25 protein-coding genes are annotated in these 25574 nt (G+C 59.2%); 12 read left to right on the forward strand and 13 right to left on the reverse strand.

All coding sequences use genetic code 11. The features are described from left to right. The 10 genes from J2D75_RS12420 to murA all read left to right on the forward strand — a co-directional run. The coding region (locus J2D75_RS12420) for a hypothetical protein (RefSeq protein WP_207855142.1) at positions 1 to 190 on the forward strand (190 nt) is incomplete at its 5' end. Between the two features lie 4 nt (positions 191 to 194). Continuing rightward, on the forward strand, positions 195 to 848 hold the full coding sequence (locus J2D75_RS12425; RefSeq protein WP_207855143.1) for an ABC transporter substrate-binding protein: 654 nt from the start codon (positions 195 to 197) through the stop codon (positions 846 to 848). A gap of 83 nt (positions 849 to 931) precedes the next feature. Beyond that, positions 932 to 2110: a bacteriohopanetetrol glucosamine biosynthesis glycosyltransferase HpnI gene (hpnI, locus tag J2D75_RS12430; RefSeq protein WP_207855144.1), complete on the forward strand. Its 1179-nt coding sequence runs from the start codon at positions 932 to 934 to the stop codon at positions 2108 to 2110. Between the two features lie 132 nt (positions 2111 to 2242). Beyond that, positions 2243 to 3670, forward strand: a complete 1428-nt coding sequence (hpnJ, locus tag J2D75_RS12435) for a hopanoid biosynthesis associated radical SAM protein HpnJ (protein WP_207855145.1) — start codon at positions 2243 to 2245, stop codon at positions 3668 to 3670. A gap of 164 nt (positions 3671 to 3834) precedes the next feature. Beyond that, a complete protein-coding gene (hpnK, locus tag J2D75_RS12440; RefSeq protein WP_207855146.1) occupies positions 3835 to 4701 on the forward strand; it encodes a hopanoid biosynthesis-associated protein HpnK in 867 nt (288 codons plus the stop codon). A 313-nt stretch (positions 4702 to 5014) separates the two neighbouring features. Continuing rightward, a complete protein-coding gene (locus J2D75_RS12445; protein WP_207855147.1) occupies positions 5015 to 6751 on the forward strand; it encodes a carbohydrate porin in 1737 nt (578 codons plus the stop codon). A gap of 158 nt (positions 6752 to 6909) precedes the next feature. Continuing rightward, the gene (locus J2D75_RS12450) at positions 6910 to 7545 is read left to right on the forward strand and encodes a MarC family protein (protein WP_207855148.1); all 636 of its coding nucleotides are present in this window, start codon (positions 6910 to 6912) and stop codon (positions 7543 to 7545) included. Between the two features lie 122 nt (positions 7546 to 7667). Next, positions 7668 to 7925, forward strand: a complete 258-nt coding sequence (locus J2D75_RS12455; protein WP_243428737.1) for a hypothetical protein — start codon at positions 7668 to 7670, stop codon at positions 7923 to 7925. Beyond that, positions 7916 to 8470 carry a dCTP deaminase gene (gene dcd / locus J2D75_RS12460; RefSeq protein ID WP_207855149.1) on the forward strand — a complete coding sequence of 185 codons (555 nt, stop codon included), beginning with the start codon at positions 7916 to 7918 and terminating at the stop codon, positions 8468 to 8470. The genes J2D75_RS12455 and dcd overlap by 10 nt, the downstream gene beginning before the upstream one ends. 4 nt (positions 8471 to 8474) lie before the next feature. Next, positions 8475 to 9737, forward strand: a complete 1263-nt coding sequence (gene murA / locus J2D75_RS12465; RefSeq protein WP_207855150.1) for a UDP-N-acetylglucosamine 1-carboxyvinyltransferase — start codon at positions 8475 to 8477, stop codon at positions 9735 to 9737. A 67-nt stretch (positions 9738 to 9804) separates the two neighbouring features. Here murA and fabG read toward each other — a convergent pair whose 3' ends face one another. The 3 genes from fabG to J2D75_RS12480 all read right to left on the reverse strand — a co-directional run bounded on the left by fabG (position 9805) and on the right by J2D75_RS12480 (position 12977). After that, the gene (gene fabG / locus J2D75_RS12470) at positions 9805 to 10578 is read right to left on the reverse strand and encodes a 3-oxoacyl-ACP reductase FabG (RefSeq protein ID WP_207855151.1); all 774 of its coding nucleotides are present in this window, start codon (positions 10576 to 10578) and stop codon (positions 9805 to 9807) included. A gap of 99 nt (positions 10579 to 10677) precedes the next feature. Further along, positions 10678 to 11700 (reverse strand): phosphotransferase enzyme family protein, encoded by a 1023-nt coding sequence (locus J2D75_RS12475; protein ID WP_207855152.1) that lies wholly within the window; start codon positions 11698 to 11700, stop codon positions 10678 to 10680. Positions 11701 to 11702: 2 nt separating this feature from the next. Beyond that, entirely contained in the window at positions 11703 to 12977 is a 1275-nt protein-coding gene (locus tag J2D75_RS12480; RefSeq protein WP_207855153.1) for a class-III pyridoxal-phosphate-dependent aminotransferase, read from the reverse strand. A gap of 250 nt (positions 12978 to 13227) precedes the next feature. On the opposite strand from J2D75_RS12480, the gene qhpR reads away from it, so the two are divergent. Beyond that, entirely contained in the window at positions 13228 to 14289 is a 1062-nt protein-coding gene (qhpR, locus tag J2D75_RS12485; protein ID WP_207855154.1) for an AraC-like transcriptional regulator QhpR, read from the forward strand. Positions 14290 to 14345: 56 nt separating this feature from the next. Here qhpR and J2D75_RS12490 read toward each other — a convergent pair whose 3' ends face one another. The 6 genes from J2D75_RS12490 to J2D75_RS12515 all read right to left on the reverse strand — a co-directional run bounded on the left by J2D75_RS12490 (position 14346) and on the right by J2D75_RS12515 (position 21230). After that, positions 14346 to 14936, reverse strand: a complete 591-nt coding sequence (locus J2D75_RS12490) for a LutC/YkgG family protein (RefSeq protein WP_207855155.1) — start codon at positions 14934 to 14936, stop codon at positions 14346 to 14348. Next, positions 14933 to 16336 carry a lactate utilization protein B gene (locus J2D75_RS12495; protein ID WP_207855156.1) on the reverse strand — a complete coding sequence of 468 codons (1404 nt, stop codon included), beginning with the start codon at positions 16334 to 16336 and terminating at the stop codon, positions 14933 to 14935. The genes J2D75_RS12490 and J2D75_RS12495 overlap by 4 nt, the downstream gene beginning before the upstream one ends. Further along, the gene (locus J2D75_RS12500; protein ID WP_207855191.1) at positions 16333 to 17076 is read right to left on the reverse strand and encodes a (Fe-S)-binding protein; all 744 of its coding nucleotides are present in this window, start codon (positions 17074 to 17076) and stop codon (positions 16333 to 16335) included. The genes J2D75_RS12495 and J2D75_RS12500 overlap by 4 nt, the downstream gene beginning before the upstream one ends. 107 nt (positions 17077 to 17183) lie before the next feature. Then, the gene (gene glcF, locus J2D75_RS12505) at positions 17184 to 18506 is read right to left on the reverse strand and encodes a glycolate oxidase subunit GlcF (protein WP_207855157.1); all 1323 of its coding nucleotides are present in this window, start codon (positions 18504 to 18506) and stop codon (positions 17184 to 17186) included. A 10-nt stretch (positions 18507 to 18516) separates the two neighbouring features. After that, positions 18517 to 19716 carry an FAD-binding protein gene (locus J2D75_RS12510; protein ID WP_207855158.1) on the reverse strand — a complete coding sequence of 400 codons (1200 nt, stop codon included), beginning with the start codon at positions 19714 to 19716 and terminating at the stop codon, positions 18517 to 18519. Positions 19717 to 19736: 20 nt separating this feature from the next. Beyond that, positions 19737 to 21230 carry an FAD-linked oxidase C-terminal domain-containing protein gene (locus J2D75_RS12515; protein WP_207855159.1) on the reverse strand — a complete coding sequence of 498 codons (1494 nt, stop codon included), beginning with the start codon at positions 21228 to 21230 and terminating at the stop codon, positions 19737 to 19739. A gap of 238 nt (positions 21231 to 21468) precedes the next feature. Here J2D75_RS12515 and J2D75_RS12520 point away from each other — a divergent pair, with 238 nt between their 5' ends. Continuing rightward, on the forward strand, positions 21469 to 22401 hold the full coding sequence (locus J2D75_RS12520; protein ID WP_207855160.1) for a LysR family transcriptional regulator: 933 nt from the start codon (positions 21469 to 21471) through the stop codon (positions 22399 to 22401). Here J2D75_RS12520 and J2D75_RS12525 read toward each other — a convergent pair whose 3' ends face one another. From J2D75_RS12525 to J2D75_RS12540, 4 genes are all read right to left on the reverse strand, one after another. Beyond that, on the reverse strand, positions 22402 to 22857 hold the full coding sequence (locus J2D75_RS12525; protein ID WP_207855161.1) for a 23S rRNA (pseudouridine(1915)-N(3))-methyltransferase RlmH: 456 nt from the start codon (positions 22855 to 22857) through the stop codon (positions 22402 to 22404). 40 nt (positions 22858 to 22897) lie between these two features. After that, a complete protein-coding gene (rsfS, locus tag J2D75_RS12530) occupies positions 22898 to 23350 on the reverse strand; it encodes a ribosome silencing factor (RefSeq protein ID WP_207855162.1) in 453 nt (150 codons plus the stop codon). Between the two features lie 89 nt (positions 23351 to 23439). Then, positions 23440 to 24141: a nicotinate-nucleotide adenylyltransferase gene (locus J2D75_RS12535; RefSeq protein WP_243428738.1), complete on the reverse strand. Its 702-nt coding sequence runs from the start codon at positions 24139 to 24141 to the stop codon at positions 23440 to 23442. A 55-nt stretch (positions 24142 to 24196) separates the two neighbouring features. After that, positions 24197 to 25510, reverse strand: coding sequence for a glutamate-5-semialdehyde dehydrogenase (locus J2D75_RS12540; protein WP_207855164.1), 1314 nt, complete (start codon positions 25508 to 25510; stop codon positions 24197 to 24199). Positions 25511 to 25574 lie beyond the last annotated feature (64 nt).

Below are 25574 nucleotides of genomic sequence, written 5' to 3' on the forward strand. Positions count from 1 at the left end.
CCGCTTTATCGACCATAACAGCCAGCAGGCCCAGTATGCCGAGGCCGGGCTCGATGCCCCCCATATCGTCGCAACCGCTCTCTCAGCGCTCGGCGTAGACCTGAAGAACCAAAACAGCATAAACACTGGAAACATCGGTGGCATGCTTGCTGGGAACTTGCCAAACCGCCTTACGGGAACGACATCTTAAAACCATGACACGCATTTCCTTCCGTGCGGCCCTGGCGATCAGCCTTGGTATCGCAGTGCTTCCGGTGGCTGGGCATGGAGTTTCCGTCCCCGCTGCCATGGCGCAATCCGCAGCAGACAACGCACCTGCGGCCCCTGTCCAGATCCTCTACAAGGCGCTGGATACCGTCCAGAAAGCGCATAGCAGCTTTGACGCACGCAGCCAGATCGTGGCTCCGGCCATCGACCAGTCCTACGATCTGGAAGCCGTGCTGAAAGCCTCTGTCGGCCTGCGCTACAATGCCCTGAATGCTGATGAAAAGCAGAAGCTTCTGGCGGCTTTCCGCAACTACACGGTTGCGCGCTATGTCTCGAGCTTCAAGCCCGGTTCCGATGTGCAGTTTTCGATCACCCCCACCATTGCGGACGCACCGGCGGGTGGCGGCAAAATTGTCGTAACCCATGTCGGGGGCGATGATGGCTCCACCCCAACGGAGCTGAGCTATATCGTGCATCAGGAAAACGGTAGCTGGCGTATTACCGATGTTCTGCTGAGCGATGCCCATATCAGCCAGGCAGCCGCACAGCGGGCGGATTTCAGCTCTACACTGGCCTCTGGCGGCGTGGCTGGACTCATTGCCGTTCTCGAACGCAAAGTCCAGAATTACTCAAGCAACTAAGTCAAAACAGCGGACAGGACCCCCAGCGTGCGGTGTGGCAGACAGAAAGCAGGGTGTAGAAGCAGACAGGCAGAGGCCCGGGCATGACGACCGGCGTCTTTCCTGTTCTGGCGGCTGTTAGCGCGGCGCTGGCTGTTACGGGCTGTGTCCAGTCTGCTCTGGGGGCGGGCCTGCTGGCCCGCTTCCGCCATCGTGAACGCAGCACCCCGCTTAGCGAAGTGCTGCCGCCGGTAACGGTTCTCAAACCGCTCTACGGCCCGGAACCCCTGCTGGAAGAAGCGCTCGAAAGTTTCTGCACGCAGGATTATCCGCACATGCAGCTTCTGTTCGGTGTGCGCGAGGCGGATGATCCTGCCGTGGCCATTGTCGAGCGCCTGCAGGCCCGCCACCCGCAACTGGACATGCGTCTGGTGGTCGATCCCGTGCTGCACGGACTGAACCGCAAGATCAGTAACCTGATGAATATCCTGCCCTATGCGCGGCATGATGTGCTGGTTATTTCCGACTCCGATATTCATGTCAGCCCGGATTATCTGCGCCAGATTGTTGCGGCATTGCAGACCCCGCGCACCGGGCTGGTCACAACCCTTTACGCCGGGCTGACCTCGGCCAATACCGTGGTGCAGAAGCTCGCAGCCTGCCAGATCAACCACAATTTTCTGCCCGGCGTCATGCTGTCGCGTTATCTGGGGCGGCAGGACTGTCTGGGGGCGACCATGGCCCTGCGCCGCACCACGCTTGAAGCCGTGGGCGGGCTGGAAGCGCTCCTGCCCCATGTGGCGGACGATGCGCTACTGGGCCGGCTGATCCTGCGTCATGGCCAGAATATCGCCATTGCCGGATGCATGACCTGGACAACCATTGCCGAATCCAGTGTGACAGACCTGTTACGGCATGAACTACGCTGGGGCCGCACTGTCTGTGCGCTGGCTCCGGCGGGTTATGCGGCCTCTTCCATCCAGCTTCCGCTTTTCTGGGCTTTGCTGTGTGTGGCTTTCCAGCCACATGCGGCATGGTCTCTGCCGTTTTTCTGGACAATCTGGGCTGTGCGGGCGCTGACCTCCTATCTGATCGACCGCTCTGTAGGCGCGCGTAGCCTCTGGCCCCTGTTACTGCTGCCCCTGCGGGACTGGCTTTCCGCCGCGATCATGGTGGGCAGCGCGAGTGGCACAGAAGTACACTGGCGCGGGCAGACCATGCATGTGGCCCCCCACCCCGCCGCATCCGCCCCAGCCCCGCGGAGTCTTTCCACCGGACGCTAGCCCCATGCACTCCGGGACTTGCTTTCCACTCACGGGCCAGAGTAATTCCCTACCCAACACAGACCGAGGTCTTTCCGGCCCCATGGCCGCATACCCCGCTACACACGCCTTTTCCTGTCAGGACACAAACAGATGACGATGAGAACCCTTTTCCTCCAGCCTCCCACCTTTGACGGCTTTGATGGTGGGGCAGGCTCGCGCTATCAGGCCCGGCGTGAAATCAAGTCCTTCTGGTACCCGACATGGCTGGCGCAGCCTGCGGCTCTGGTGGCAGGTAGCCGTCTGATTGACGCACCTCCGGCACGTATGGGCATGGAACCCATTCTGGAAGACGTGAAAAACCGCGATCTGGTGATCCTGCACACCTCCACCCCGTCCTTCGCCAAGGACGTGCAGGTGGCGCAGATGCTCAAGGACGTGAACCCCAACCTGAAAATCGGGATGGTGGGCGCGAAGGTGGCAGTGCAGCCTGAGGAAAGCATGCTCAAGGGTGCGCCGATCGACTTCGTGGCACGCAACGAGTTCGACTTCACCATCAAGGACATTGCCGACGGCATGGACTTCAAGGATGTGGACGGCATCACCTGGCGCAACAAGAATGGTGAAATTGTCGCCAACCGTGATCGCGCCATGATCGAAGACATGGACAGCCTGCCCTTCGTGACCGAAGTCTACAAGCGTGACCTGCGGATTGAAGATTACTTCATCGGCTACCTCAAGCACCCCTATATTTCCATCTATACTGGCCGTGGCTGCAAATCGCGCTGCACCTTCTGCCTGTGGCCGCAGACTGTGGGTGGCCATCGCTACCGCACGCGCAGCCCCCAGCATGTGGCGGCCGAAATCCGTCTGGCGATGCAGTATTTCCCGCAGGTGCAGGAATTCTTCTTCGACGACGACACCTTCACCGACGATCTGCCCCGCGCCGAAGCCATCGCGCGTGAACTAGGCAAGCTGGGCGTTACCTGGTCGTGCAATGCCAAGGCCAATGTGCCGCGCGATACCCTGAAAGTCCTGCGTGACAACGGCCTGCGCCTGCTGCTGGTCGGTTACGAAAGCGGCAATCAGCAAATCCTGCACAACATCAAGAAGGGCATGCGCGTTGAAGTCGCGCGCGAGTTCACCAAGAACTGCCACGAACTCGGGATCAAGATTCACGGCACCTTTATTCTGGGTCTGCCGGGCGAAACGAAGGAAACCATTCAGGAAACCATTCGCTTCGCGCAGGAAATCAACCCGCACACGCTGCAGGTTTCTCTGGCCGCTCCCTACCCCGGTACAGCCCTGTTCAAGGAAGCCACCGAAAACGGCTGGCTGGACGAAAGCAACGCTGAACTGCTGGACGAAAACGGCGTGCAGATCGCTCCGCTGCACTACCCGCACCTGTCCCACACGGAAATCTTCAATAGCGTTGAAGAATTCTACAAGAAGTTCTACTTCCGTGCGCCCAAGATCGCTTCTATCCTTGGGGAAATGATCACCTCGCCGCAGATGCTCAAGCGCCGCCTGCGCGAAGGTGTCGAGTTCTTCCAGTTCCTCAAAGACCGTAAGGCCGCCTGAGGTTACTGCCCCCCCACAGACCCTATGGTTTGTGGGGGATTTTTATTGTGCAGGGCGTTTGCATGGCATGGCCATGAACAGGCTCCCTCTCAGGCGCGTGGACCGGCCCGCCCCTGCCCGGCGCCTCTTACTGGCGCCCCCTGCGGGCGCACGGAATATCCGCCATGAAACGTGCCATTATTTCCGCTGATGACTTCGGCATGTCTGTCGAAGTGAATGAAGCCATTGAAATTGCCCACCGTCAGGGGCTGTTGTCTACCGCCAGCCTGATGGTTGCTGGTGCTGCTGCACAGGACGCCGTGGAGCGTGCCAAACGTCTGCCCACACTCAATGTCGGGCTGCATCTTGTCACGATTGAAGGCCCGGCCACGCTAAGCCATGCCGAACTACCCCTGATTACCGGCCCGGATGGCTGGCTGTCCTCCTCGCAACTGGGGCTTGGCGTTGAATATTTCTTTCTCCCTCAGGGACGCCGCGAACTCACGCGGGAAATCACGGCCCAGTTTGAAGCCTTCGCCCGCACAGGCCTGCGGCTGGATCATGCCAACGCGCATAAACACATGCACCTGCACCCGACCGTTGGCCGCCTGATGATTGATATTGGCAAACGCTACGGCCTGAATGCCGTGCGGATTCCCATTGAACCCCCCGGCCCCCTGTCTGCCTCTCCCGGTACCAAACCCGATACACTGGGAGATGCCGTCCTGCGCCGCTGGACAAGGCTCCTGCGCCATCAGGCCCGAGCCGCAGGCATGATGACCAATGACTGGTGCTTTGGCCTATCCTGGAGCGGGCACATGACGCCGGAACGGATGGCGGCTTTGGCAACCCACCTGCCTGAAGGCGTGTCTGAAATCTATTTCCACCCCGCCACGCACAAAAACACCCTGCTACAACGGCTCATGCCAACCTATGAGCATGAAAAGGAACTGGAGGCGCTGTGCTCGGACGGATTCAGGCAGGCTTTGGCCCGCACGCACACGCAATTGTGCGGCTGGCAGGATCTAGCCCATGCGGGGACACCACGCTGACTGTTGTAATTTTACCATAACAACCAATTTAGCGTAATATTTTTAATTTTATTTCCTTATTTTTTTATTTTGAGCAATATTATTGCTTACCCCCTCTTGACCCATAAAGGGAGTTCTGGTTTTTTCTGAGGGCCGACATACCAAAAAAACAATAATGAAAGTTGGTTCCATGGCTCAGGTATTTGTATTCCGCCCGTTATCCGTCACTCTGTGTACGGCGCCTGTTGGTGTCGTCCCTGTCTGTTTTCCGTCTGTCTAGACGGTTCTGAATTCTTCCGGTTTTCATCAGACGCAGATAGCAACAGGACGCGGAATGTCTCGTTTTTTCTCAAGCCGCGCCGCACGGCGCGCGGCCACACCCCGTGCTTTTTCAACGCGCAGCGCTGGCTACAGCTCTCTGGCGCTGGCCGCTCTGTGGCATCTGCCTGCGGCCTTTGCAGCCCCGGCCGCACCGCTCAGCACCACCACGGCAACGACCACCACCACCACGCACGCGACCACCACGGCCGCAGGCCAACCGGTGAGTGTTGTTCATGTCACAGCGGCCCCGCTCGATGCCGAAATGCTCGGGCCAGACCCGGCCGCCATCAAGCGTCCGCCCAACACGCCCATTCCGCCCAGCGGTGTGCCTGTGCTGCCAATCAGCGGCCTGTCGCCGTTTGGCATGCTCCCTATCGTGCCATCTGAAGTCAAGCACTCGTTCCACCAGATCGAACTGGATGCCATCTCAAAAGGAGAAGGCCCCTCCGCCCTGCTGCCCGCATGGCTGGACGCCCAGCGCGACAAGGATCTGGAAGACCCCTATTACGTGCCTACCGCAGGCACGGGCCACCTTGTGGAGCCGCTGATGCCGTTCCGCAACAGCCTCAAGGACAAGGGGTTTTCCTTCTCGCTGTCCTACAAAGGCGAATGGATGGGGCTGTTCTCGGGCGGTCTGCCAAACGAACATGGCAACAGCTATGTGCATGAACTGACCCTGCAGGGTACGTTCGATCTGGGCAAAATGGCCCCCAGCCTGAATGGCTGGTCCGTGCATACACTGGTGATGGAACGCGCGGGCAAAGCGTATCAGAACCGCGTGGGCGAACAGTTTGTGGCCCTGCAGGAAGTGTACACGCTCTCGGGCAACGTAGCCGCCCATCTGGTGGACATGTACGCCGAAAAGAAGTTCCGCAACAACACCATGGATGTGATCTTCGGACGTATGTCGCTCACCCATGTGTTTGCAACGTCACCTCTGCTGTGCTCGTTCCAGGTCACATGCTCGGCGCCTGCGGCGCTAAAGCAGAATCCCGGTTTTAGCGTGTATCCCAAAGCGACGTGGGGTGCGCGCCTGCGCTTCCGCCCCACGCGGGATACGGCGCTGCAAGTGGGTGCTTATTCTGTGAGCGCACTGAGCGACAACCCTTCGGGCTGGGCATGGGGTGCTGAAAACGCCACGGGCCTGTCGCTGCCTATTGAATTCACATGGGCGCCTTTCCTCACACGTAACCGCCTGCCCGGGCATTATGTGGTCGGTTATGCGCATGACACCACGCGCTATGCCGACAAAATCAACGCAGCCCTGCCCGCCTCCGTGCTCAACCATATGCCTGATGTCCATTCCGGCCCGAGCGACATGTTCTGGCTGGAAACCGACCAGATGATCTACCGCCTTGGCGGCCGTAACCAGATGGCCGGTGGGTATCTGATGGCAGGCTACGTGCATGTGACACCACGCGCGGTGAACGTGTCTGATCAGGCTTATGGTGGTTTCTCGCTGGTGGGGCTGATCCCCTCGCGTGTGACAGACCGTTTTGGCGTGCTGTATTCGTGGTACAAGGTCAGCGACCGTCGGCGTGAAAGCCAGATGATCGCGCAGGATATGGGTCTGCCACTGGGCGTGCGGGGCGTGCAGAACGACTCTCACATCATCGAAGCCTATTACAGCATTGATGCACTGCCGGGTCTGCTGATCCAGCCGGAATTCCAGTACATGATCCACCCCGGCGAGACGCACAACATCCCCAATTCCGCCGCTATGGGGCTGAAGATTATCGGCAATCTGTAAAACACAGGTTTGAACTACTCCGCTCCGGGCTTGCCACCCGGAGCCACCCTCGCCACATAATGCGGCGTGTTCACGCATTGTAAAATGCGGATGGTCTGGCATGCGTATCTTATGCGATCTTCCATGATCGAGACATAGAACGCGAAAGACCCTTACTCTTGGACCATACGGAAATTATCAAGGCGCTTGGCACATTTCTTGCCATTATGAACCCGTTTCTCAGCCTGCCCATTTTTCTTGCCATGACCACAGGTTTTTCCCCCAGCCAGCAACGTGCGCTCGCCATCAAGGTTACGGCGTTTTCCGGTATCATGTGTTTGATTATCCTGCTGGCCGGCCCCAGAATTATCGGTTTTTTTGGCATTACCATTGACCAGTTTCGCGTGGCGGGTGGCATTGTGCTGGCCCAGATTTCATGGTCGATGCTCAATGGCAGCACCATTTCATCCCATCAGGGCAGTGATCACGAGCAGGCTCAGGTACAGAACCTGTCGGGGCTGGCCTTTTACCCCCTTACCTTTCCCATGATCATCGGGCCGGGAACCATTGCCACCATTATCATTTATACCGGCCACGGCAGTTCTGTGACCGATATGATGGAAATAGGCGGCATTATTGCCGGTATACTGCTGATCCTGTTTGTAACCCTGTTTTTTGCCGCCGCAATCGGCCGGGTCATGAGCGAGACCATGCGTACGATCACAACCCGGCTGATGGGCATGATCCTGCTGGCGATTTCCGTGGGCATGATCCTTGCCGGGCTTAAGGCGACCCTGCCGGGACTGGCCCATTAAACCGCGCAAGATGCAGGCCTTCTGTCCTATCTGACAACACGCCCTAGGCATGGCAGGCCACCTCTGCTACTCAGCAGACTGTTTTCCCTTTAACCGCGCGCGACTGGCCTGCCGCCTCCCCCATGACCCAGCCCACAGACAAAACAGCACCCGCAGAAGCCAGCCTTCGCACAATGTCCGATGGGCGCAATACGGCGGGCCATCTTTCCGCCCGAGCACAGGCCGCAAAAGCCGATCGTCTGGACAGACAGGCCGCGGCCCTGCGCGCCAATCTGCTCCGCCGCAAGGCGCAGGCTCGCAGCAGGCAGGATGCTGACACCCCTACCGACCAACATTCTTCCGCATGCCCTGAAACAGGAAAGCCCAAACCATGCCCGTGATGCCTGATACCTGGATCCGCAAAATGGCCACCGATCACGGGATGATCGAACCGTTCGTGGAAAGCCAGAAGCGCGAGGGCGTGATTTCCTACGGCCTGTCCTCCTACGGGTATGACGCACGGGTGGCGGATGATTTTCGTATCTTTACCGATGTGAACAACGCCATTGTCGATCCGAAAAACTTCAGTCCGGAAGGCTTTGTCTCGCGCAAGGCGGATGAGTGCATCATCCCCCCCAACAGTTTTGTGCTGGCACATACGGTGGAATATTTCCGTATCCCGCGCGATGTGCTGGTCGTGTGTCTGGGCAAATCCACCTATGCGCGCTGCGGCATTATTGTAAACGTGACCCCGCTTGAACCCGAATGGGAAGGTCAGGTCACGATAGAAATCAGCAACACCACGCCCCTGCCCGCGCGGATCTACGCCAATGAAGGGATTTGTCAGTTCCTGTTCTTCAAAGGCGATTCTCCGTGCGAGACCAGCTACGCGGACAGGGCAGGCAAATATATGGGCCAGCGTGGCGTTGCCACGCCCCGGATGTAATCAGATGGATCGTTTCATTATCCACGGCGGTCGTCCCCTGCACGGGGAGATCGTCATCGGCGGGGCCAAAAACGCCGGACTGAAACTGCTGGTTGCCGGGCTGCTCACGCCTGAACGGCTGGTTCTGTCCAACGTGCCACACATTGCCGATATTGCCACCATGCGTGCTCTGCTGGTGCAGCACGGGCTGAACGTGGAAGACATCAAGGGCGATGGTTCGACCCTATCCGTAGGCGGCGATATTTCGAATACTGAAGCGCCTTACAATATTGTTTCCAAAATGCGGGCCTCCATTCTCGTGCTGGGGCCGCTGCTGGCCCGCTGCCACCATGCACGGGTGTCCCTGCCCGGTGGCTGCGCCATCGGCACGCGACCGGTTGACCTGCACCTCAAAGGGCTGGAAACGCTCGGGGCCGAGATCACGCTTGAAAACGGCTATATCAACGCCCGCGCCCCGCAGGGTCTCAAGGGTGACCGCATTATCCTGCCGTTTGCCTCTGTTGGGGCGACTGAAAACCTGATGATGGCGGCAACCCTTGCAAAAGGCCGCACCGAAATCATTAACGCTGCGCGCGAACCGGAAATGGTTGATCTGGCAAACTGCCTGAACGCCATGGGGGCACGTATTCAGGGGGCAGGCAGCGGCACCATCGTCATCGACGGGGTGGAAGCGCTGCATGGAGCCGAACACCGCATCATGCCCGATCGCATCGAATGCGGTACCTATGCCTGTGCTGCCGCCATTACAGGTGGAGACCTGCGGCTGGTTGGCGGTCATATGGATCACCTGGGTGCTGTCGTGCGCGCGCTGGAAGAAACCGGCGTGGAAGTAACACAGGAAGGCGATACCATGCGGGTGCGCCGCACGGGTGCGCTGCGCGGCATTGATATTATGACCGAGCCGTATCCCGGCTTCCCTACCGACATGCAGGCCCAGTTCATGGCGCTGCTATCCGTGGCGGACGGGGCTTCCATGGTAACGGAAACGATTTTTGAAAACCGTTTCATGCACGTGCCAGAACTCAACCGTATGGGTGCGCGCATCAACGTACATGGGTCTTCAGCTATTATCCGGGGCGTGCACGGGCTGTCAGGTGCTCCTGTGATGGCAACCGATCTGCGGGCCTCGTTTTCGCTTATTCTGGCGGGACTTGCCGCCCATGGCGAGACAATCCTGAGCCGCGTCTACCATCTGGATCGTGGGTATGAAGCTGTTGAACGCAAGCTGGCGGCTTGCGGAGCGCAGATCGAACGCGTGCGGGACTAAAATACCCGACAGGCCACATGCCAGATGCCCGGCGTGTGGCCTGTCATGAGGCTGTAAAACAGCCCGATTATGACTGCTGCGGTAACGCCATGGCAGATTCCGGCAGAACCTGCCCCCCATCCACCACAATCCCCTGCCCGGTAATATAGGCGGCTTCCTCCGAAGCGAGGAACAGAGCCGTATTGGCAATATCCATAACCGAACCCAACCGCCCCATGGGAATGGATGCTTCCATGGCGCGCAGGTAATCATCCCCCATCCCGTCTAGCCCTTCGGTGTGGATGTTGCCGGGCATGACAGCGTTAATGGTAATGCCGTGCGGCGCCAGTTCTATGGCTGCGGTTCGGAGAAAACCCATCTGCCCGGCTTTGGACGCTCCATAATGCGCCCACCCCGGAAAGCCGGTAATAGGGCCAGTTACGGAGGAAGTCGCCACAATTCGCCCCCAACCTTTGGCCTTCATAACCGGCAAAACCGCGCGGGTGCAGGTAAACAGACTGCGCAGATTGACGGCCATGATGTGATCGAAATCCTCCTCCGTCATTTCCTCCAGCGTGGCCGATGGAAAAATACCCGCATTGGCGCAGAGAATATCCACACCCCCAAAGGCATTCACCACCTGCTCCACCAGAGCCTGACAGGCAGCCCCGGACGACACATCAGCCCCAAAGCCAAGGGCTTTCGGCCCAATCCCTGCAGCAACGGCCTGAGCATCCTCGGCTGTACGTGAAACCACCGCAACCTGACACCCTGCCTGCCCAAAGCGCTCGGCAATTCCACGCCCGATACCCCGCGTGCCCCCTGTCACAAGCACCGTGCGCCCTTCAAGAGACCTGAACATGATGACCCTCCACCCTGTTACCTTACGGGTATGGGCTGCTGGGCAGCCGGTTTATTGTTTCGATAGCGGAATACTATAGTCAGAAAAAATCCCTCCCGCCTAGGCGGCAGCAGCCCCTGACACCAGACCGGACAGAAAACCCCCACTCAGATAGGCCTTGGCCATAATAACCGAGGTTTCCACAAACCCACCTTCCAGCGCCTGCGCTTCCGTGGAGTGGCGATGTGTTGCAAACCAGCCAACCATCAGCAGCCGACGGAGCATAAGCAGGGTGGGAATCATGGCCACATCCGCATCATCCAGCGCACGCTGGCTATGATAACCCTGCACCCAGTTACTACACAGGCTTTCTATATCGGGCGCATATTCATTAAACGTACAGGCACAGGCCAGCTCGTACATGTGCCAGCTAAACCCGCAGTCATCGAAGTCGATCAGGCACATATCCTCCCGATTAGAAAGGATGTTAGCCAGACGCATATCCCCATGCAGCAGGCCCCAGCGGTTATCCGGCATGCCATAAGCCGCCAGCCTGCGGCGCACCATCTGATCCGCCGCATCCAGCACCTGATACTGCTCGGCACTAATGGCGTGGTTGTGTTTCCAGCACCCCCACATGGCCTGCTCACCAATGGTGGTCGCAACTGTCCATTGTGGCCGCTGGAGGCTGTTCAGCGCCGTGTTGGCATGCGTATAGTCGTGCAACCGGGCGGAGATAACGCCAAGTCTGAAAAAATCCCTGTCCAGACCATCGGCTGTGGGCATATGCCCCTCAAAATACCGGAACAGAACCGCATGCTGCTCCTGCTCCCCGCTGCCGATAATCACCAGTTTTTCGCCATTCAGCGCGGGTAGAACAGGCTGTGTCTGCAATACGCCATCGGCTATCAGGCGATCGATAAAGGTAATTTCCGCCCGAATCTCGGCAATTTCGCGGTAGTGAGGCCGGTGTAGGCGCAATACATGCACCACACCCCCCGGCCCTTCCACCCGATAAACGGCATTCTCAGAAAAACTCAGCAATGTGCAGCGTGAGTTTTCATCAAGACCATAGTGCGGCAGAAAAGCCTTTGGGTTTTCATGCCATTTCCATGATGTTTCCTGCCAGGCTGCGTCTCTCATCGTCACACCCTTTCGCTCATCACGGGCGCACTGGCCACAACGGCATCTTCCAGCCTTTGCAGAATGTCCCCCACCTGCCCGGATGTCAGGAGCAGACCGGGTTTGAACTGCAACACACGCGGGTCGAGTGTAGAGAAAATGGCCCACACCCCACGCTTGTAAAGCTCGCTCATGACGGGCTTGGCACCCTGTGCGGCGTTAAATTCCAGACCGATAATCAGGCCTTCCTGACGGATACCCACCAGCCAGTCCGCATGACGCGCCCGGATATCTGCAAGCCCTTTCGCAAACTGCTCGATAACAGCATGCACATTGGCTACAGTCTGCTCACTCGTGGTAATGTCCAGCACGGCGGATGCCACATGACAGCCCACCTCAGACCCGGAGAAGGTGGACATATGGGCAAAGCCATCCTGATCAAGCCAGCCACCGGCCTGTTTGGTCATCAGCAACGCACCGAACGGATAGATACCCCCGCCCAGCCCCTTGGATGTCACCAGAATATCAGGCTGTACGTTTTGACGTGAAATAGCCCACAGCGCGCCAGAGCGCATGAGCCCTGTCTGGACTTCATCCGCGATGTACAAAGCGCCCGTTTCATCACACAGGGCGCGGATCGCCGCGAGGTAGCCCGGTGCGGGCAACGGAAAACCGTAGGTAGCAGGAATGGTTTCCATAATAACGGCCGCAGCCGGTTCCGCCCGCAGGGCTTCGCGCATGGCGTCCAGATCATTGAACGGCACCTGCACGAACTCTTCGGGCCTGTCTGCCAGAAACAGCCGACTGAAGCGCTCATCGCCCGTGGCAACGGCAAGCCCCGTATGGCCATGATAGGCCTTGCGAATGGAAATGATCCGCCGCCGTCCTGTAGCAAACCGCGCGGACTTGATAGCAAGATCAATGGCCTCGCTACCACTGGTGGCATAAGCGACCCGCTCGAAAGGCTGCCCGGACAAAGCCAGCAGTTTCATGGCCAATGCGGTGCGCGAAGGCGATGGAAAATGGTGGTTACCAATATCGAAATACGCCAGCCCGTCTGTAAGCGCACGGATCAGATCGGGGTTACGGTGGCCAAGATTATAGGTGCCGCCGTTAAGGTGGACATCAATCAGTTCATGCCCATTGATGTCGGTCAGGACATACCCTTCGCGCCGCCCGATGACGAGCGGCACATTGGCCTCCTGCCAGAAGCGGGTTTTATCCGGGTTCCAGTACCGTTCCGAGGCCGCCAGAACCGCCGCCTTGTCGCTAAAGCCCGCCAGATACGGATCGGTCATACTACAACTCCCTGCCTTACCCCTTCATGGGGCGAATGATGCAGGTAGTGTATGCTCCGGGCGGGACGGCATTTAATGGCAGACGGTCACAATCTCATGCCATTTGATGACAGAATGACAGGCCCGGAAACCACGCTCCAGACTGACGATCTGTTCCATAACAGAAATGATTTGACGCACCCGGCCTCTCATGCGCTATCCTGCCAGCCTGTCCCTTGTATCAGGCAGACATGACCTTGCGGGCTTGAACATGACACAACTGGCACAGACCCCCCTTGGCACAGACAGGTTTTCCACCACCGTTCTGGCCTCTGTTCTCCACGGGTTCGATGCGTTCATTCGTGGGCGTGGCGGAAACCCTCATGATGTTTTCGGTCAGGCCGGGCTATCCGTTCCAAACCAGTGTGCGCCATCGGATATGGTTTTTCTGGACAGCTACTGTCAGGCGCTGGACTATGCGGCGCACACGACACGCACCACCCATTTTGGCCTGTGGTTTGGTCATCAGTTCGCGCCCAGTCGGCTTGGGCTGCTGGGGTATCTGGCGCTGTCAGCCCCCACGCTGGGCGATGCGCTGAACAATCTGGCCAGTTTTTTTTCCGTACATCAGGACAACAGTCATGTAAGCACCCACATCCGCCGGGGTGTCTGTGTGCTGGAATACAGTGTTGAAGCTCCCAACCTGAGCAACCACCGGCATGATAGCGAGTTGTCTCTGGCCGTTTTCTGCAACCTGATCAAAGCCGCAATGGGGCCGACATGGGCACCCACCGAAGTGCATTTCCGCCACGAAGCCGCCGAGCAGGACAGGCAGGATCATGGGCAGGCCTTTGGTTGCCCCGTTCATTTTAACCGTGCTGCCAATGCGCTGTATTTTCCAGCAGCATTACTCAGCACACCCATGCCCAATGCGGACAGTATCCTGTTCTGCACCGCCAAAAGCAGCCTGCTGAACATTCAGGCGGAAAAAACCGCACGCACACCTACACGCAATATTCTGGAAACAGCACGGCAGGTTATCATTCACCTGCTGCCGCAGGGCTATCCTTCCATTACCGCAGTTGCCGAGGAACTGGGCTGCCCACCCTGGACGCTCCAGCGCCGTCTGGCAGACCAGAACGCCAGCCACCGTCAGCTTGTTGAGGAAACACGTCAGCAACAGGCCGTGCATTATCTGCAATCTGGGCGTTTTTCAGTCGCGCAGACAGCGTTCATGCTGGGTTACGCGGAAAGCAGTTCTTTTACCCGCGCCTTTACGCGCTGGCATGGACGCGCGCCCAGCAGCCTGCTGCCCGGCGGCGCGCAGGATTAAGCTGCTGCCCGGCCCTGCAAATGGCAGGAGACGGGCAGCATAACGCTCTTATGGGTTTACTGTTCCCACCAGACACTCAGGGTACGCACGCCCTGCGCGCCCCGCACCAGCACACCTTGAATATCCGCAGTGGCCGATGGGCCACTCATCAACACCCCATAGCGTGCGGTATGGAACTCAGGCCGTTCAATATAAGCTGTGTGCATGTTGGCAGTCAGAGTAGATTCTGACAAAATCACCACGATATGCTGCGTCAGATGGGCTGCGGAATTCAGGGTCGGCAGTTGTGCTTCGCTCAGAAAAATCGAGCCCATTTCCGCAATGCCGAACGGCGCACGCACAACCAGCACATCCACATTAGCGGCTGTCTGTGGGGTGCCCAGTTCTTCTATACGCACCGTGCCTTCAAACTCCGGCACGGCAGAACAGATAATTTTCGCATCGGCAAAGCGGCGGGCGATTGCCGCACTCAGGCTTTCACCCTCCTGCGGCGCCAGCACCTGTCCACCCAGCAGGGCAAGGCTTTTTTCAAACCGTGCACGGCTGGCATCCATATCGCCCAGCCGCGCAACAGGCGGCAGGGCATGGGCGGCAGGGTCGGGCCGGTTATCACGCAGGCGGGCCAGAATGGCGTCACGCGAGCTCATGCGTCTTCCCCTTTCTTTTTGGTTTTCAGGCGGTTCTGCTTATACCAGCTATGGAATGTCTGCTTGACCGGGTGTGGCAGTTCGCGGTTTTTGCCCCACGGGTTAAGCCAGTTATACAAGGCAAAGCGCGGCAGAACCCCCAGCGCTGTTTCGGTACCGCTGATAGCCGCACGATACAGCTTGGGCTGGCCCAGAAGCCGCCCGGCCATGTTCATGACCTCGCGCTTGACGAAAGGCAGTTCATGATGCTCGGCCAGCACGCGCCGCCATTTGTAAAGCTGGTCATGAATATTGATCCTGACCGGGCATACATTGGTGCAACTACCGTTCATGGTCGAAGCAAAAGGCAGCGTACTGTATTTCCGTTCATTGAAGGTAGGATCAATAATCGCGCCGATAGGGCCAGAATAAACCGCCCCATAGGACAGCCCGCCCGAACGCCGATAAACCGGGCAGGTATTCATGCACGCACCGCAGCGAATACATTTGAGCGAAGTCCAGAAGTCTTCCATGCCCAGCCGGTGCGAACGTCCGTTATCGACCAGCACCACATGCATTTCGCTGCCATCCTGCGGGCCACGGAAATGCGTGGTGTACTGCGTAATGGGTGACCCCAGCGCACTACGCGAGAGCATTCGCACAAACACGCCCAGATCGGCCATGCGCGGCACCAGACGCTCGATCCCCAGCGTTGCGATATGCAGCCCCGGCACGGTCGCACTCAGATCAGCATTACCTTCATTGGTGCAGACCACAAAAGAGCCGGTTTCCGCCACCACAAAATTACCGCCTGTCATACCCGCATCCGCAGCCAGAATGACCGGACGCGCCGCCAGACGCTGAGACCACGCGAGAGACTGCGGGTCATCATCATTGGGGTCGGTATGATAGTGTTCGGCAAAAAGCTTGGCCACGTCAGGCGTCAGCTTATGAACTGCTGGCACCACGATATGGCTGGGCATCTGGTTATCAAGCTGCTGGATACGCTCACCCAGATCGGTTTCGGTTACGACAACACCGCGCGGCTCCAGATATTCGCGCATGTTGCACTCTTCCGTCACCATGGACTTGCTCTTGATCAGCGACTTCGCGCCATGCTTTTCAAGAATTTCGCCCACAATACGGTTATGTTCCGCGCCATCGGCGGCCCAGTGAACATGAATGCCGTTCTTTTTGGCATTGGCCTCAAACTGCTCCAGATATTCGGGCAGATTGGCCAGCGTGTGTTCCTTGATCTGCGAGGCCAGTGTCCGCAGTTCCTGCCACTCAGGCAGTTCGTGCATCTGCTGGTCACGCTTCTGGCGCAGGTCCCACAACCGCTCGTCATGGAAGGTCAGGTGCGGCGTGTCCTTGATGAACGCCTCCGCAGCCCGCGCATGATTAACTGGCTTGACCTTCATGCCCGTGCTCCATTCAGGATTTCGGCAATATGAATAAAGCGGATCGGCACGCCTGCACGCTCCGCACAGCCCTGCTGGTGCATCATGCACGATGTATCGGCCGATACGATATATTCGGCCCCTGCATCATGGTGATCTCGCACCTTGTCCACACCCATTTTGGCCGAAACCGCCTCTTCCGTAACGGAGAACGTGCCGCCAAACCCACAGCACTCATCTGGCCTGCGCGGGGTGGCAAAGGAAATGCCCCGCACCTTGGTCAGCAGATCCATCGGTTTGGAGAAAAACGGCTCACCCAGTTCGGACATGCTGGCCGTGCGCAGCGCACGCAGCGTACCGCAGCTATTATGCAGCCCGACCTTGTGGGGGAACTCAGCCCACGGGAAAGCATCAACCTTCAGCACATCATGCAGGAACTCAACGAGTTCATACGTGTTCTTGCGAACATGGCGCACTTCATCCGTCTGGGGAATGGCGTCAAAATTGTCCTTGACATGATGTGCGCAACTACCCGAGGGCATGACAATGGCATCATACTTGGCGAAGTTTTTCACAAACAGCGCCTCGGCCGCCGCGGCATCCTTGTTACAGCCGGAATTAGCCATCGGCTGGCCACAGCAGGTCTGATCCAGTGGGTATTCCACATCCTGCCCCAGCTTTTCGAGAAGCTCCAGCGTGGCTATCCCCGTTTTTGGATAGAACGCATCAATATAACAAGGAACAAACAACCCGATTTTCATACGCACCCCCGTGCCGGGCATTTGATTGCCCGCAATCGAACATAACATCCACAAACAACAAAACCTGAAACCCACCCATTAGTTTTCAGGTGAGTATCAATCCCACTTCACCCCGCCACAAGCGGCGTTGCTGCCAGCGCCGCAGGCTCGGGGCCACCGGTCGCCCAGTCCAGCAGTTCGACCGTATGCACGAAAGGAATACCCACTTCACCCGCAAGCTGGGTCATGCAGCCAATGTTACCGCTGGCGGCAACCTGCGCATTAACCGAGCGGATATTACGTACCTTGCGCTCCTTGAGCTGCCCGGCGATATCTGGCTGGAGCAGGTTGTACGTGCCCGCCGAACCACAGCACAGATACCCCTCCGGCACATCAAGCACCGTAAAACCAGCAGAACGCAGAAGGTCTTTTGGCTGGTTAATAATACGCTGCCCATGCTGCATGGAACAGGCTGAGTGATAGACAACCCGCAGGCCAGCAGGCTGTGTGGCAGGCATCAGTCCGATTTCAGTCATGAATTCACTGATATCGCGCGCCATAGCCGAAACCCGCGCAGCCTTGTCCGCCCATTGCGGGTCAAGGCGCATCGCATGCCCATAAGCCTTGACCGAAGTACCACAGCCCGAAGTGTTGATAATGACGGCATCAAGCCCTTCCGGGCCATCGGCCTCACGCAGCCAGGCATCAATATTGGCCTTGACCAATGGCAGCGCCTTATCTTCAGCCCCCATATGCTCAGCAGGAGCGCCACAGCAGCCCGAACCCCGCGCCACAACAACCTCAACCCCATGACGCTGGAGCAGGCGGATGGTCGCTTCGTTAATGGCGGTATCAAGGGCTGTCTGCACACAGCCATTCAGCAACGCCACCCGCTTGCGCCGTGTCGTGCCGGGCTTGACGGTAAAAGTCTGGGGCCGGTCAACAGGGCTGGGTGCGGGCAGAGGCTTGGCAGGCACCATATCCATCATGGCGCGCAGCGTGCCTGAAAACAGGCCCCGCGCAGGCCGTGCCAGACGCCCCAGCGCAATGGCCTTACGGAACAGCCCGGCATTGGGCAACAGCCTGATAAGGCTTTCACGCACAATGCGCTGGAACAGCGGACGGCGGTAATGCTGCTCCACATATTCCCGTCCGTGCGCGATCAGCTTTGAATACTCCACCCCGGATGGGCAGATCGCCTCACAGGCCAGACAGGTCAGGCAGCGATCCAGATGCTCGACCGTGCGGTCATCCGGTGCGCCTCCTTTTTCATACATCCCCTTAATCAGGAAAATACGACCGCGTGGGCTATCATTTTCCTCGTGCTTTACAGCATAGGTGGGGCAGCGCGACAGGCAGACGCCGCAATGCACGCAGTTACCGATAATCTCTTTCGCCAGTTTGATATTGGCATCCGCATCCTGCGCGGCCTGGGGAATATGGCTGAGCATTGCGCGTCTCCTATGCCTGTACCGTCATGCGACCGGGATTAAAAATACCTGCGGGGTCAAAGGCTGTCCGCGTGCGCTGCTCCAGTGCGGCAACACCGGCCGCCACGGGCGGAAAGGCCCCAAACTGGCTACGTATGGCATCCGGCGCACGCAGGATCATGGAACGCGCACCGATTTTTTCAGCCATTTTGCGATAACGCAGCACATCCACTTCCGGCTGTACACCACGCATAGTGGAAAAAACCACACCCCCTGCCCAGTCCACAAAAAAGCGGTTGATACAACCAGCCCTGCGGGCTTCATCCACAAAAGCGGGCATGGCGGTGGCGGGTAGATTAACACGCCAGACCAGTTCATCCGCTTTGGGCGTCAGGCATGACAGTTCGCGGATTTCACGCCACAAAGCCTGACTTTCCTCCTGCTCGAGCACACGCGGCGGCGTAGGCAGCAGGGCTTCCAGCACCTGATGATTACCCGCGACACCGGGCGCGGTACCCTCCACCCGGATAATAACCTCGCAGCGGCCATCTGCACCCACACGGCGGGCCAGTCCACCAACGCCCAAGGGTAACGCACGGATTTTTTCAAACAGGGCGCGATCATCTTCCAGCGTGCGTGCGGGCAGCACAAGCGTCAGTTCCGCACGCGGGGCGGGCAATACTTTGAGGGTAACGCTCGTCAGCACCGCCAGCGTACCACAGGCACCTGTCACCAGCTTGCTCAGATCATAGCCGGTCACATTTTTCATGGTGCGGCCACCGGCCTTGAACACGTCACCCTGACCGTTCACCCCTTCTACCCCCAGCACGAAGTCGCGCACGGCGCCACTAAGGATACGCCGTGGACCAGACAGCGCCGTGGCCACGGCCCCGCCGACCGTACTGCGCTGGGCATCGGTTCCATAAAGACCGGTATAACGCGGTGGTTCGAAGGGCAAATACTGGCCTTTGGCCGCCAGCATATGCTCAAGCTCATCCAGCGTCAGCCCAACCCCTGTGCGGATCACCAGATCTTCGGGGTCGTAAAACGCGATCTGATCCAGCCCACCAAGCGCCAGAGTGCGATCGGCTTTAACCGGATTACCAAAACCCGACCGGGTGCCATTGCCTGTCACCGCCAGTGTCTGCCCGGCAGCGGCGGCATCCATAACGATGTCCGCTACATCCTGTGTGCTGGCAGGCCGCAGGCATACCGTCTCTGTCTGTGTCATGTCAGAAAACTCCGCCTCGCTCAGAAACGCGGGATGTCAGGGAAACGAATGGCACCATTCCGCACATGCATGCGCCCGAACTCGGCACAGCGGCATGCTGTGGGAAACACCTTACCGGGATTGAGCAATTCAGCCGGGTCGAACGCGCATTTGACCATCTGCTGCTGGTTCAGGTCGATGTCGGTAAACTGGTGTGTCATCAGGTCACGTTTTTCAACGCCCACCCCGTGCTCACCACTCAGCACACCGCCAGCATCCACGCAGGCAATCAGCACATCGGCTCCAAAAGCCTCGGCTTTTTCAAGATCGCCGGGCTTGGCTGCATCATACATAATGATCGGGTGCAGATTGCCATCCCCCGCATGGAAGCAGTTCGCGTAATCCAGCCCGTATTTGACCGACATATCAGCCATTTTATTCAGCACTTCAGGCAGCTTGTTACGCGGGATGGTGCCATCCGTGCAGTAATAATCCGGGCAGAGCTTGCCAATAGCCGAGAACGCCAGCTTGCGGCTGCTCCAGATTCTCTGGCGTTCCTCTTCCGTGGTGCTGACCTTGGTTTCAATCGCGCCCTGGTTACGGGCCACGTCGCTGACAACATCCACCAGCGCATCCACCTCCACGGCGGTGCCATCGAGTTCGCACAGCAGAAGGGCAGCCGTATTGCTGTCGAATGTCTCGCGGATCAGCACGGACACGGCATCCAGCACCTTACGGTCCATGAATTCCAGACCTGCGGGAATAATCCCGGCCCCGACAATAGCCCCTACACAGGCGCAGGCTTCCTCCACGGATGGAAAGCTCATGGAAATCACGCGTGCGACTTCAGGCACCGGCTCCAGCCGGACGGCAATTTCCGTCACCATGGCCAAAAGCCCTTCCGAGCCTGTCAGCACGCCCATCAGATCCATTTCGCCTTCTGCGGCGCCCAGATAGGCACCGCCAAGGCGAATGATCTCGCCCGTCATCAGCACGGCCTCAAGCCCGAGGATATGGTTGGCCGTCACGCCGTATTTCAGGCAATGCACGCCCCCGGCATTTTCCGCCACATTGCCACCAATGGTCGAAATAAGCTGGCTGGAAGGGTCGGGCATGTAACACAGCCCAAGATGCTGCACCGCTTCGCTGATCTTGATATTAGGCACGCCGGGTTGCACCCGTGCCACACGGTTGGGAGCATCCACTTCCAGCACGTTACACAGGCGCGATGTCACCAGCAGAATGCCATCTTCCAGCGGCAGAGCACCGCCCGAAAGCGATGTGCCCGAACCGCGCGGCACGACCTTAACCCCTCTTTCGTGACAGAATCGCAGGATCTGCTGCACTTCTGCTGCTGAGCCGGGCAGCACCACCAGCAGGGGCATGGCCATGTAGGCCGTAATGCCATCGCACTGATAAGGCCGCCTTTCAGCCTCATCAGAGATAACCCACTCCTGTCCGACAATCTGGCGCAGCGCCACCGCCAGAGCCTCGCGCTGGTTCATAATGGCCTGACTGGGCTCGGGCATCTGCATTGCGTCATCTCTTCCGTTCTGAACCGCCACAGGGCACAAAAGGGAAAACGACACGACGCTTTCCCCGCACCTGCCCCCGGTTCGGTTACAGTCTACATTTTGCCATGACAAACGAAATATCACAGCCGGATCAGCATGCCAGCCAGCCGCCCGTCCATGCCGCGCTTTTGATATAACAAGAACGTTCCGCCTGCCACTATATCTTCAAGACAACTGCCATATGCTATACGTATGGGTCATGGATATCAGGCATCTGCGCTACTTCGTTACCGTGGCCGAACATGGCAGCATCACCCGCGCAGCCGAAGCGCTGGGCATGGAACAACCCCCGCTCAGCCAACAGATCCGCCAGATGGAACGCGACCTGAGCGTGGTTCTGTTCGAGCGCCAGACGCGCGGTGTAAGGCTGACGGATATTGGACAGGCTCTCCTCCCCCGCGCCCGCACAATCCTTGACCTGCAAACCCAGTTTCTTTCCACGGCGCAGGAACTCGCACGCGGCGAAGCCGGGCATATCCGCATGGGGTTGGCCGGGGCGGTCCCCCTGCTGCCCGTCATTCCGCTGACAATTCGCCGTTTTCGGGAAATGGCGCCCAATGTCACGCTCTCGCTGGAAGAAAGCAACACTCCCGCCCTATGCGCCGCCCTGCATGACCATGCGGTTGATCTGGCTATTATCCGCCCCCCGGCCCCCAACCCGGCGCGCCTTTCGGTTTTTCATTTGCTGGATGAGCCAACCGTTATCGCCCTACCGCGCGGGCACAGGCTGACAACCTGCCCGGTCATCAGCCTTGATATGGTGGCTGATGAGCCTCTGATCATTTTCGCGCGAGAACTGGGGCCGGGTTTTCATGATGCCATTCTCTCCGCCTATCAGTCGGCGGGAGTAACACCCGTCATCGGGCAACAAGCCCCCCAGATCGCGGGTACGGTGCCTTTGGTAGCGGCAGGGTTGGGGGTAAGTGTCGTACCGCGCTCACTCAGCCAGATTCATACGGGCGGGGTGACATTTCATGGCATCAGCGCACCGGCACCGCGCGCGACACTGGCGGTAGCCATACGGGCAGGACAGAACATGCCGCTCGTAACCCGGCTGGTTCATGTTCTGCGCAGCGCCTGCAAGGCATGGGAAAAACGGCTTGTTGCCGAATCGTTTTTCGAAACGGAATGATCAGGGACGGCCAGACCGATGGTAGGGATGACCCGCCATAATGGCCTGTGCACGATAAATCTGCTCCACCAGCATAATGCGCACAAGCATATGCGGCCATGTCAGTGCGCCGAGCGAAAGCGCGGCATCCGCCCGATGGAGCACGGAGGCATCCAGCCCCTCTGCCCCGCCAATGACAAAACAGGGCGGACGGGCATCGGCCATCCAGCCCTGCATGGCACTAGCCAGTGCCGGGCTGCCCCATGACTGCCCGCCCTCATCCAGCGCCAGCACAAAGCTGTTCGCCGGGCAGGCGGCCAGAATGGCCTGCGCTTCACGCCGCTTGATTTCGTCAGGACTGCCCCGGCCATCGGGCAGTTCTACAATATCAAGGGCGGGGCGCAGCCGTTTGCGGTAGCGTTCCACCAGTGCCAGTTCGGCTTTGTCCTTCATACGGCCCACAGCCACAAGCCGCATCAGTCTTTCCCTCTGGCACGCAAAACACCACCACGTGGTGTCAAAGCCGGGTTACGCTATCTTCGTTGCTGTCATCCAGCTCAGCGCCCCACATCTTTTCCAGCCCATACATCGCGCGGGATTCGGGCTTGAACAGATGCACGACAATATCACCTGTATCGAGCAGCACCCAGTCGGAGCCATTCGCCCCTTCCACCAGCACGCGCTTGATCCCGATCTCACGCAATTTGCGCTCGATATGCTGGGCCATGGCGGCAATCTGCCGGTCTGCCAGACCTGTAGCAATCACCATCCGATCGGCAAAGGATGCACGACCAGCCAGGTCAATCACGACAATATCTTCCGCCTTGTCGTCATCCAGACTGGCCGTAATGATCGCAAGCGACTGCTCAAGCAGGTCAGGCGCCACCACAGCGCGCTTGGCGCGGGTTTTCGGCCCTGCGGCCGCAGCCTTTTTGCGTACCGAACCCGGTGCAGCAGCCGCACCGGACACGGCGGCACGGGAAGGAGCCGCCTTCTCCGCCCGACTGGAGGCGGTAGACGAACGGGGGCGTGCCGGAGTATCGGCGGGGGGCTTCTTGGCTATGACTGTTCTCCTGTCTTCTGCCCATCCTGCCCTGCCGTGGAGCGTGTGCTAGCGGGAAAACCGCCGCGTTTTCGGATGGCCGTTGCTGATATACTGTTTTGTGCCCCTGCAAGGAAAGCCCATGCCGGGGGAGAAAGTAACGCAAGGGCACACGCCCTGCGCGCAGGCACCCGCCAGCGTGCCATAACCTGACCGGCGGCCCCGTTGAGAGCGGGCGCGTTCTGCCCCGGTCGCGGAAACACCGCTATGGGCAGATCATGCACCAGAACGCGCCAGCGTTTCCAGCGTGGCAGTGAGGCGAGGCCATCTGCCCCCATAAGCCAGACAAAATGCACATGCGGAAAACGCCGCCGCAACAGCCCAACCGTATCCACCGTATAGCGGCTACCGAGTCGGGCTTCTATATCTGTCGCCACAATTCTGCGGCCGTCAGCCAGAGTGCGGGCCGTAGCCATCCGGCTTTCAAACGCCGCCATAGCCTGCCCGGCCTTGAGCGGATTCCCCGGCGAGACCATAAGCCACACCTGATCCAGCCCCAAAGCCGCCAAGGCGCGACGTGCTATGGCCCGGTGCCACAGATGCCCGGGGTTAAAAGACCCCCCAAGCAGGCCAATACGACCCCGCCGCCCATCCCCCCATGTGGGAATAGACGCCCCTGCGGTATCCGGCACACAAAGAGAGGACACGTTCGAAAGCATCTCCACTCCCTGCCGCATGGCGCGCCTGCCCCGGTTGTTCGCCGAGGCTACGCGCTCAGGCCCGAACCTGACCGTTGCCGATCACTTCGTAACGGAAGGTCGTAAGCTGCTCCACGCCCACGGGGCCACGTGCATGGAAACGCCCCGTGGCAATGCCGATTTCGGCCCCGAACCCGAACTCTCCGCCATCGCAGAACTGGGTGGAAGCGTTCCACATCACCACCGCGCTGGAAACGCCGTTCATGAAACGGATCGCGACACCCTCATCCGATGTCACAATGGCTTCGGTGTGGGATGAGCCAAACTGCGCGATGTGGTCAAGCGCGCTTTCAACCCCATCCACCACCGCAACACTCAGTTCCGCATCAAGCCATTCGGTCGCGAAATCTTCGTCTGTCGCGGCGGGCAGTTCAGGCACAATGGCGCGTGCGCGTTCATCCGCATGGAAAACGCAGCCTTTCTCGGCCAGATCAGCCACGATCTGCGGCAGCAGGGACGGCGCAATGGCGGAGTCGATCAGCAGGGTTTCGGTCGCACCGCAAATCCCCACGCGCCGCATCTTGGCATTGAGCACAATACGGCGCGCCATAGCCGGGTCTGCCGCAGCATGCACATAGGTGTGGCACAGCCCTTCCGCATGGGCGAGCACGGGCACACGGGCCTCCGCCTGCACCCGCTCGACCAGCGAACGCCCGCCGCGCGGAATAATCAGGTCAACCAGCCCGGCAGCCCCCAGCATATCGGCCACATGCCGCCTGTCCGCATCCGGGGCGATCTGCACCGCATCCTCAGGCAGACCGGCGGCCCGGAGGCCAGCCTGCACCGCAGCATGGATGGCACGCGCGCTATGCAGGCTTTCAGACCCGCCACGCAGCAGAACCGCATTACCGGATTTGATGCACAGGCCCGCAGCATCGGCCCCGACATTGGGGCGGCTTTCGTAAATAACACCAATCACCCCGACCGGCGTTGCCACACGGCGAATACGCAGGCCGTTGGGCCGCGTCCATTCCTCCATGACCTGCCCAACGGGGTCAGGCAGATCCGCGATGGCTTCAAGCCCTTCCGCCATAGCCTCTACCCGCTCGGGGGTAAGGGTCAGGCGGTCACGGAAGGCGGCTGTCGCGGTGGACGCGTCAAGATCACGAGCATTGGCCTCCAGAATGGCTGGGGCCATTTCACGCAGGGCAGCCGCAGCCGCCCAGAGCGCCTTGTCTCGATCAGAGGAAGAACTCTGCGCCAACACCCGCGACGCCTGTCGGGCGCGGCGGGCAAGTGCAATCATCGGCCCCGCATCCGGCGAACCGTTCCCCTGAACAGGTACGATCCCTTGCGCCACATGCTGCAGACTGTCTCCCTCCGTGATCATGACGGTGTTCCTATCTCCATTTCAATTTGGCGGACCGCACCCTGCGGCCCTGTTCCAGTAAAAT

Origin of the sequence: Acetobacter suratthaniensis (assembly GCF_017377745.1) — a bacterium.
In the GTDB taxonomy this organism is placed as follows: Bacteria; Pseudomonadota; Alphaproteobacteria; order Acetobacterales; family Acetobacteraceae; genus Acetobacter; species Acetobacter suratthaniensis.

Bases quoted from the DNA above. Each gene is read 5' to 3' on its own strand.
- J2D75_RS12480 (WP_207855153.1), bottom strand. From the start codon at position 12,977: ATGACCGATCCGTATCTGGCGGGCTTTAGCGACAAGGCGGCGGTTCTG.
- glcF (WP_207855157.1), bottom strand. From the start codon at position 18,506: ATGCTCAGCCATATTCCCCAGGCCGCGCAGGATGCGGATGCCAATATC.
- J2D75_RS12515 (WP_207855159.1), bottom strand. From the start codon at position 21,230: ATGCAGATGCCCGAGCCCAGTCAGGCCATTATGAACCAGCGCGAGGCT.
- J2D75_RS12510 (WP_207855158.1), bottom strand. From the start codon at position 19,716: ATGACACAGACAGAGACGGTATGCCTGCGGCCTGCCAGCACACAGGAT.
- fabG (WP_207855151.1), bottom strand. From the start codon at position 10,578: ATGTTCAGGTCTCTTGAAGGGCGCACGGTGCTTGTGACAGGGGGCACG.
- hpnI (WP_207855144.1), top strand. From the start codon at position 932: ATGACGACCGGCGTCTTTCCTGTTCTGGCGGCTGTTAGCGCGGCGCTG.
- J2D75_RS12455 (WP_243428737.1), top strand. From the start codon at position 7,668: ATGACCCAGCCCACAGACAAAACAGCACCCGCAGAAGCCAGCCTTCGC.
- murA (WP_207855150.1), top strand. From the start codon at position 8,475: ATGGATCGTTTCATTATCCACGGCGGTCGTCCCCTGCACGGGGAGATC.
- dcd (WP_207855149.1), top strand. From the start codon at position 7,916: ATGCCCGTGATGCCTGATACCTGGATCCGCAAAATGGCCACCGATCAC.
- J2D75_RS12495 (WP_207855156.1), bottom strand. From the start codon at position 16,336: ATGAAGGTCAAGCCAGTTAATCATGCGCGGGCTGCGGAGGCGTTCATC.
- J2D75_RS12490 (WP_207855155.1), bottom strand. From the start codon at position 14,936: ATGAGCTCGCGTGACGCCATTCTGGCCCGCCTGCGTGATAACCGGCCC.
- J2D75_RS12475 (WP_207855152.1), bottom strand. From the start codon at position 11,700: ATGAGAGACGCAGCCTGGCAGGAAACATCATGGAAATGGCATGAAAAC.
- J2D75_RS12500 (WP_207855191.1), bottom strand. From the start codon at position 17,076: ATGAAAATCGGGTTGTTTGTTCCTTGTTATATTGATGCGTTCTATCCA.
- hpnK (WP_207855146.1), top strand. From the start codon at position 3,835: ATGAAACGTGCCATTATTTCCGCTGATGACTTCGGCATGTCTGTCGAA.
- J2D75_RS12525 (WP_207855161.1), bottom strand. From the start codon at position 22,857: ATGCGGCTTGTGGCTGTGGGCCGTATGAAGGACAAAGCCGAACTGGCA.
- J2D75_RS12520 (WP_207855160.1), top strand. From the start codon at position 21,469: ATGGATATCAGGCATCTGCGCTACTTCGTTACCGTGGCCGAACATGGC.
- J2D75_RS12535 (WP_243428738.1), bottom strand. From the start codon at position 24,141: ATGCTTTCGAACGTGTCCTCTCTTTGTGTGCCGGATACCGCAGGGGCG.
- J2D75_RS12540 (WP_207855164.1), bottom strand. From the start codon at position 25,510: ATGATCACGGAGGGAGACAGTCTGCAGCATGTGGCGCAAGGGATCGTA.
- J2D75_RS12445 (WP_207855147.1), top strand. From the start codon at position 5,015: ATGTCTCGTTTTTTCTCAAGCCGCGCCGCACGGCGCGCGGCCACACCC.
- hpnJ (WP_207855145.1), top strand. From the start codon at position 2,243: ATGACGATGAGAACCCTTTTCCTCCAGCCTCCCACCTTTGACGGCTTT.
- qhpR (WP_207855154.1), top strand. From the start codon at position 13,228: ATGACACAACTGGCACAGACCCCCCTTGGCACAGACAGGTTTTCCACC.
- J2D75_RS12425 (WP_207855143.1), top strand. From the start codon at position 195: ATGACACGCATTTCCTTCCGTGCGGCCCTGGCGATCAGCCTTGGTATC.